Source organism: Atribacterota bacterium (genome assembly GCA_039638595.1).
Classification (GTDB): Bacteria; Atribacterota; Atribacteria; order Atribacterales; family Caldatribacteriaceae; genus Profundicultor; species Profundicultor thermophilus.
The window spans coordinates 1-6,734 of sequence record JBDIWM010000070.1 but is presented as its reverse complement, the minus strand read 5'-3'; the positions used below and the strand labels follow the sequence as shown (position 1 = coordinate 6,734).

5 protein-coding genes are annotated in these 6,734 nt (G+C 50.9%); 1 reads left to right on the top strand and 4 read right to left on the bottom strand.

The genetic code is table 11. The features are described 5' to 3' along the window. Positions 1-280: 280 nt before the first annotated feature. On the top strand, positions 281-1,105 hold the full coding sequence (locus ABDK92_10725) for a hypothetical protein (protein MEN3187076.1): 825 nt from the start codon (positions 281-283) through the stop codon (positions 1,103-1,105). Between the two features lie 570 nt (positions 1,106-1,675). Here the strand turns inward: ABDK92_10725 and ABDK92_10720 are convergent. The 4 genes from ABDK92_10720 to ABDK92_10705 are packed head-to-tail and all read right to left on the bottom strand — an operon-like array spanning position 1,676 to position 6,376. Then, the gene (locus tag ABDK92_10720) at positions 1,676-2,515 is read right to left on the bottom strand and encodes a carbohydrate ABC transporter permease (GenBank protein MEN3187075.1); all 840 of its coding nucleotides are present in this window, start codon (positions 2,513-2,515) and stop codon (positions 1,676-1,678) included. Beyond that, positions 2,512-3,363 carry a sugar ABC transporter permease gene (locus ABDK92_10715; GenBank protein ID MEN3187074.1) on the bottom strand — a complete coding sequence of 284 codons (852 nt, stop codon included), beginning with the start codon at positions 3,361-3,363 and terminating at the stop codon, positions 2,512-2,514. Before ABDK92_10715 ends, ABDK92_10720 begins: the two co-directional genes overlap by 4 nt. Positions 3,364-3,414: 51 nt before the next feature. Beyond that, the gene (locus ABDK92_10710; protein ID MEN3187073.1) at positions 3,415-4,749 is read right to left on the bottom strand and encodes an extracellular solute-binding protein; all 1,335 of its coding nucleotides are present in this window, start codon (positions 4,747-4,749) and stop codon (positions 3,415-3,417) included. Between the two features lie 49 nt (positions 4,750-4,798). Further along, positions 4,799-6,376: an ADP-ribosylglycohydrolase family protein gene (locus ABDK92_10705; GenBank protein ID MEN3187072.1), complete on the bottom strand. Its 1,578-nt coding sequence runs from the start codon at positions 6,374-6,376 to the stop codon at positions 4,799-4,801. Positions 6,377-6,734 lie beyond the last annotated feature (358 nt).

The following is a 6,734-nucleotide window of genomic DNA, read 5'->3' as shown; positions in this document are numbered from 1 at the left end:
ATAGAAGAGTACTTCTCCACAATTAGGGCAGGTGGATGATTTAGGAGAGGTAGTACTCGGCATCATCTTCTGGATTTTCAGGTATTCGAAAATGTTTTTTCCTTCTTTCATTCACTCTCCCTCCCTCCTTGCCTTTCAGCACGCAAAAAGGTTCGACATGGTCGTGACTGGAGCTTCCTTATCTGTCATACCAGTAATGATTATTTTCGCATTAGCACAGAGGCAGATGGTGAAGGGTGTCACGCTTACAGGAATGAAAATCTAATTTGGAGGTGTCGAAATGCAAAGAGAACGAACAGCAAAAGCGTTCAGGATTCCCGGTGTGCTCCTTACGCTTTTAATCTTGTTTATTGTACTCCAAGGCTTTTCCCAAGGGGATTGTCAGAGCCGAGCTACGCACGAAGGAAAACCTATTCCCGAATTGAAGGTCGAGTGGGAAGAAGTGTTGACTAACGAAACAATAAAAATGAATGGGTTGACGTGGGATGGGGAAAATTTTTGGGTAATAACCTATCAGAGTAGTCCTATCGCTTGGCAAATAGCTAAACTTGATGGCTTGGGGAAAGTCGTGTTTGCTTTTTCAGTACCGTGCAAAAGCAGGGATGATATTCATAATAGTGGATTTACAAATCTGGCTTGGGATGGCGAGTTTATCTGGGCGAACAATTGGAATGAGGGAAAGATTTATTGTTATAGTACTTCCGGTTACTTTGTAAAGTCATTTGAAATTCCGTCTCTTGGTCAACTAATACCGGTAGGTATTGCATGGGATGGTGATAATCTTTGGATCTTGCATTGGAGCACAAAGACAGTGTACGAGGTAGATAGGGATGGGCAGAAAACTGGTAGAGCCCTTTCACTCGCCTCTTTTAAGCCCTCCTTAGATGCAGGGCTTGCTTGGGATGGTAGTTGTTTTTGGGTGGGGAGTAAGGGGTCTAATCTTGCGGTAAGGGTAAGCCCGTCAGGGGAGGCAATGGCCTTCGTTAGGGGTCCTCGAACAAGTGGATCGGTTAGGGATTTGACTTATGATAATAAATATCTTTACTGGATTTACCAGCAGGGTCACACCATATATAGAGCAAAAATAAGCGACAATTCGCCTTAACAACATCAAACTAGCCTTAATCTCATCCAAGTAACGATAGGAAAGCGGAAATTGGAATGGTACACTCAGACCCAGTGTTGGCTGATGACGTAAACGTGGCTGAAAATGTATCTTAAGAAGCGCTTTAAAAAGCCATCCGTAGCGGTCAAGTCCGGGTCGGTGTATCAATCCCCGGAGAGGTACGCTCATTTTGCTTGTGCTCATTGCTCCGAATACAGCGCTACCAAGGCTACAAAAACAGGTAGCGTGTGGTCCAAAGGCTTGGAATATGCTTTGAGGAGGGAAAGGTAAAGCCGGCTTCTTTGAAGCAACCATTTTGGTTATAGGATGTCGCAAACCAAAAAAACCAACCAAGCAGTAAAGTTCCTACCCTTCAAAGCCTGGGCTTGAGAAAGTTTTCTCCCCGAAGATCCGGTATTGACGTAAAACGACCTTCTCAATGTTTGGACCTCAATGGTGTTTTGCCTGGTTGGGAGCAGACGTTTCGGGAACCCCCGGGTATACCTAAAGACGGATAAACGCGTTTACCTGGTTCGATTTTTCCGGGTAACGGAAACCCGTTAAGGAGCTTCATCCTTTCAGACCAGTCCCGGCCAGACCAGCGATAAACTTCCGGTGCAAAAAGGCAAAGAGCACCACAATCGGTAATGCTCCCATGAGAGCGCTAGCCATGATCAATTCCCAGGCGGCACTCCATTTCCCCATGAGCATGCCCAAACGAACTGTGACTGGCATCATCCCTTCCTGGTTGAGGAAGGTGAGGGGAAGGAGAAAGTTGTTCCAGCTCCACATCGCGACCACCACCACCGTGGTAATGACACCTGGCCGGGCTACGGGAAAAACCACCCGCCAGAAAGCTCCAAAAAGAGACGCACCGTCAATCAGGGCGGCTTCGACGAGTTCATGCGGAATTCCCACGAAGTAGGAACGCATGAGAAGAATTGAAAACGGCGAAAAGGTGGCGATGTAGATGAGTACCAGCCCAAAAAGAGAGTTGGTAAGGCCAAAGCGAGAAAAGGTGAAATACAGAGGAATGATGAAAAGTTGCTGCGGAATGGTGGTGCAAAAAAAGTAGTATCCCACAAGAAAGGAGCTACCCTTGAAGTGAATCTTCGCCAGGGCATACGCTGCGGGGATAGCCGTGAGGAGCAAACCAAACACGGTTCCTGCAGCCAGAATGGCGCTATTGAAGAAAGCCTGTTTGAAATTCCCGGTTTGAAAGGCTTTAGCATAGTTTGAGACGTACAGCTCCCTGGGCAATCCCAGGGGGTCAGCAAAAAGGTCCGCCCGGCTCTTTAAAGAGGTATTCACGGCAACAAAAAGGGGGAACAGAGCGTACAGCAGGAGAAGGACGAGAACAACCGGCGGGGTAGACGAACTGGCAAAACCGAACTTTCGTCCACTTTTCACAGTTCAATCCCCCTTCGGCTCAGATAGGAGTAAAGCCCCACCCCTGTAAACCCAAAAAGGGCAATGAGCACCCCGATGGCTGCTCCCTCACCCATTTTGTACCCGTAGAACGCCTTCTTGTAGAGGAGGGTCGCCAGCAGTTCGGTAGAGCCGGCCGGGCCTCCCTGGGTGGTTATCCAGATCCAGTCGAACACCTGAAAAGACCAGATGATGGTCATCACTTCCATGAAAACCAGAGTGGGAGCGATTTGAGGAAGGGTGATGTACCGGAACTCTTGCCAGCCCGTAGCCCCATCCAGAGTCGCCGCCTCGTAGAGATCCTTCGAGACCCCCTGGGTAGCGCTGTAAAATACCGCGCACAGAAACCCCCACCAGGCCCAGATGTTAGCGAAGGCAATGGCATACAGAGCGGTCGAGGGTTGACCCAGAAGGGAAATACCCAGCACCTGCCCCAGGCCTCGAGTGGGATGGTAGATATAGCGCCAGATCAAACCAATGACCACAACCGGCAAGATAACCGGAAAGAAGTAGAAAGGTTGAAAGAGCTCTTTCCTAGTCCGGCGCAAAAGCTCAGCTCCCGCAAGCCCCATGCACACCGGGACGGTTAAAAAAATACCGGTCCAGATTCCATTGTGAACAAGGGACCTGAGGAAGAGGGAATCCGCAAAAACAGCCAGAAAATTTCTCAGTCCCACAAAACGGGGAATGTCCAGACCACTCCATTCGAAAAAGGCTAAAAAGACCGTCACCGCCGAGGGCACGAGGATGATTCCGAAATTGATGACGAGGGCTGGAAGCAAAAAGGGAAGCGCAATAACCCACTTTCTGGACTTTTTCGTCAGTCTCATACGAGTATCGCCCGGAGAGGGGGACTTTCTCCCCCCTCCCACTCTCCTTTCCTATCTTCGTTCCGGTATCGGTGGTACAACCCCTACCTGGAGCTCTTTCTGGAAAATCTCGTTCCACTTTTTCATGTACTCCTGGGCACTCAGCTTTCCAAGCCAGACATCCTCAATGCCCTCGTAACACCACTGCCAGGTCTCCGGTCCGAGGAAGGTCCACGTGGTGTACCCGTAAGCCCCCTTCTTCATCAGCTCGCTCTGGGTGTCCACGTGGGCGAAGAAAACCGGGTCCACTTCCGGCGGAACCAGTTCCCTGGGGATATCAACCGGGGCAACCCATTCTCCCGGAAAATCGCGCAGCATCTTAGCGACCATTTCCCGGTTGGAAAGCATCCAGATCAAAAATCGAGCGGCCTCTTCGGTGTACTTTGAACCATTGTTCACCGAAAGCGTCGAGCCAATTCCCACGTCCACGAAAGGATACTCCACTCCCTCCCGCAGCGAGGGGAACGGCGCCCATCCCCACCGATCCTCAGAGGGCCAGTAAGCAGGATCCACCAGCCACTGGAAAGCCCAGCTCCCCACCACGAGCATCGCCGCTTTGCGGGTGGCTACCATGGGGACAAAATCCGGAGCATCGAGGGCCGAATACGTTGCGAACTCTGGCCAGTAGACCAAAAAGTCCTGTTTAAAGGTCTCCATGGCTTCTATAAAGAGGGGGTCCTCCCAGCTTCGTTTCCCCGTGAGGGCCTCGTATACCACCTGAGGTCCAGAATAGTGATTAAGGTACACCGTGACGTAGTGTTCGTTGGTGGGCCTCCAGGCAACGTTACCACCGGCCACCGGAATAATACCTTTGGCCTTAATTGCTTCACAGAGAGCCACCCATTCGCTCCGGTTGGTGGGCGGTTTCCAGCCGTATTCGTCGAAAAGGCTCTGGTTGTAGATAATTCCCATGCTCTCAAATGTTTTGGGAAGAGAGTACGTTTTCCCCTCCACCTTCCCCACATCCAGGGCCAGAGCAGGAAATTCCTGGTCGAATTTTGCCTCAGCGATAAATGGGTCAAGCGGAAGCAGGAAACCTCCTTTCGCATACCGGTTCGCTTCGGCTGGTCCCATGGTCATGACGATGTCCGGTCCTTCTCCGGCGACCACCGCCGTTCGCAAAACCTCAAGCAGGTTCATTTTGACCACGATTTCCACATCCACGTTCGGCTTGAGGGCTTCAAAGGGGGCAACGATGTTTCTCTCCATCGCCTCCAGGTTCTCGGGGCTGACCGATTCGTACCACCAGATTATTTTCGCCCTCTCCTGAGCCATGGCTCCAGCCCAGACCTGGCTCAGGAGGGCCACCATCGCAATTCCCACGCATAACCATTTGACCCGTTTCATCTTTCCTTTTCTCCTTTCTGAAACCCCTGTGCCCGGGACTCCGTCCGGTTTACTCTCCGGTCCTTTCTTTCTCCATCACATTCATGGTGTTCTCGACGAGATCTTGAATCCTGTTCTGGCAAAAACCAAAAACCGCACTTCGCACCATCCCCTGGAAGGGACGGTACATATCCTCTGGGATCCCCCGTTTTCTAAGGAGTGCTCCCATGATGGACCCGGCAGTAGCCCCATTGCAGTCGGTGTCCCTCCCACACATAACTGCAATGGAGATCGTTTGTCTAAAATCTCTTCCACCAAAAAGGAGCGCAACAACCACATAGGCTAAGTTTGGCAGGGTATGAACCCAGTGGTAGTTTCCGTAGCGCTCTTCGACTTTTTCCCACACTTCACGCCAATCCTGAGCTTTTTCGCTCCATTCCATCACCTCCTTCACCATAGCACTGAGACGAGACCGTCGGGGTACCTGTGAAAGACCCGCCCGAATCGCCTCGGGAATATCGTCTCCTCCAATCACTGCCGATATGGTGGCGGCCACGAAAATCTCCCCATAAATCCCATTTTTGGTGTGGGAAAGAACGGCATCTCGATAAGCAAGCCACGCTGCCAGTTCGGGATTTCCCGGTGCCAGGTAACCAAAAATGTCAGCCCGTATCTGGGCTCCAATCCACTCACGGAAGGGATTCCAGTAGGTGGCAGTAAAGGGGGGCTTCAAGCCCCGAACGAGGTTGGCATAAGCCTGGCGTTCAGCGGTATAGACCATGTTGTAGGGAAGATGGGAAAGCCACATATCCCCCACATCCTCAGAGGTGAAACCAAAACCATTTTCCTGGACGAGCTTCAGGTTAAGAATGGTGTAATCAAGGTCGTCATCCTGGGGTACACCGGTGATGTTTCCCCGGGTTGCTTCCAGAGCGGAGGGATGGAACGGATGCCTCCCCGCTTCGATCTTTTCCAGAACATAGGGAAAATAGTCACGAAGGGGGTAAGCTTCGACTGCTTTGAGATACGATTCGATTTCCTCTCGGGACCATCCCTCTACGGGTTTTCCGAGGGTGCACCCAACACATCGTCCAAGCCATGCGCCCTCGATGCGTTCACGCAAAACATCCAGGTCACCTTTTATGGCTCTCCTACTCGCTTTTTCCGGCTTTTCCCTTTGAATAGTTTCCCAGTCCGAGGGTTCAAAGTAAGGATAGTCCGGTTTTTCCTCCAGCCCGGAGAGCGCCGCGTAAAACCGCTCAACGGGTTCCAGAGAATGGGTCTCCGCCAGATTCAGCAATTCCCTTTCAAGCGACGGAGAAACCTCTTTCCCCTCTTCCTTAAGCTGAGTGAGTTCGAACCGAAGCAATTCCATCATGGTTTCTTTCTGGAAATAAGCGAGGTTCCCAGAAGGACTCTCTCCATCCTTGATCACGTACGCACCTCCTCCGAACCGAAATTGAATCCATCTCTCCCCTTCAAGGATACGCAGAGCTTCGCGAACCGTAGGTCTTCCTACACCCAGGACTCGGGCTAACTCATTCTCTGCGGGAAGTTTCTCGCCCCGTTTCAGCACTCCATGAACAATGTCTCTTCGAATCTCCTCGGCCACCAAAACAGGCAGAGTTTCTCTTCGCACCGGTCTCATGAGATGTGTCCTCCTTCGTCTTAGCCTGTCCCCAAAATTTGTAATACAATTTTACAATACATATGTAATTTGGTAAAACATACCACCGTCACTCGACTATGTCAAGCCCTCCATGTCTTCTGGCAAGAAAACATTCCCTGTAGACCCAACCCTCAGGATTACTCCAAATCAGCAGAAGAACAAAAACTCATCGAAACCCTTCCGGGGGCAAAAATCGCTTGAGAAAGCTCTCTGAAGCGTTCTTCTGTATTCTCTGGAATGCCACCCGGGTTTTTTCCTCTGCTTCCTGGTCAGAGAGTTTCATCCCCACTTTCTGAGCAATCATTTTCAAGTACTCCACCGCTTTTTTCAGTTTCTC

Bases quoted from the DNA above. Each gene is read 5' to 3' on its own strand.
- ABDK92_10705 (MEN3187072.1), bottom strand. From the start codon at position 6,376: ATGAGACCGGTGCGAAGAGAAACTCTGCCTGTTTTGGTGGCCGAGGAG.
- ABDK92_10710 (MEN3187073.1), bottom strand. From the start codon at position 4,749: ATGAAACGGGTCAAATGGTTATGCGTGGGAATTGCGATGGTGGCCCTC.
- ABDK92_10715 (MEN3187074.1), bottom strand. From the start codon at position 3,363: ATGAGACTGACGAAAAAGTCCAGAAAGTGGGTTATTGCGCTTCCCTTT.
- ABDK92_10725 (MEN3187076.1), top strand. From the start codon at position 281: ATGCAAAGAGAACGAACAGCAAAAGCGTTCAGGATTCCCGGTGTGCTC.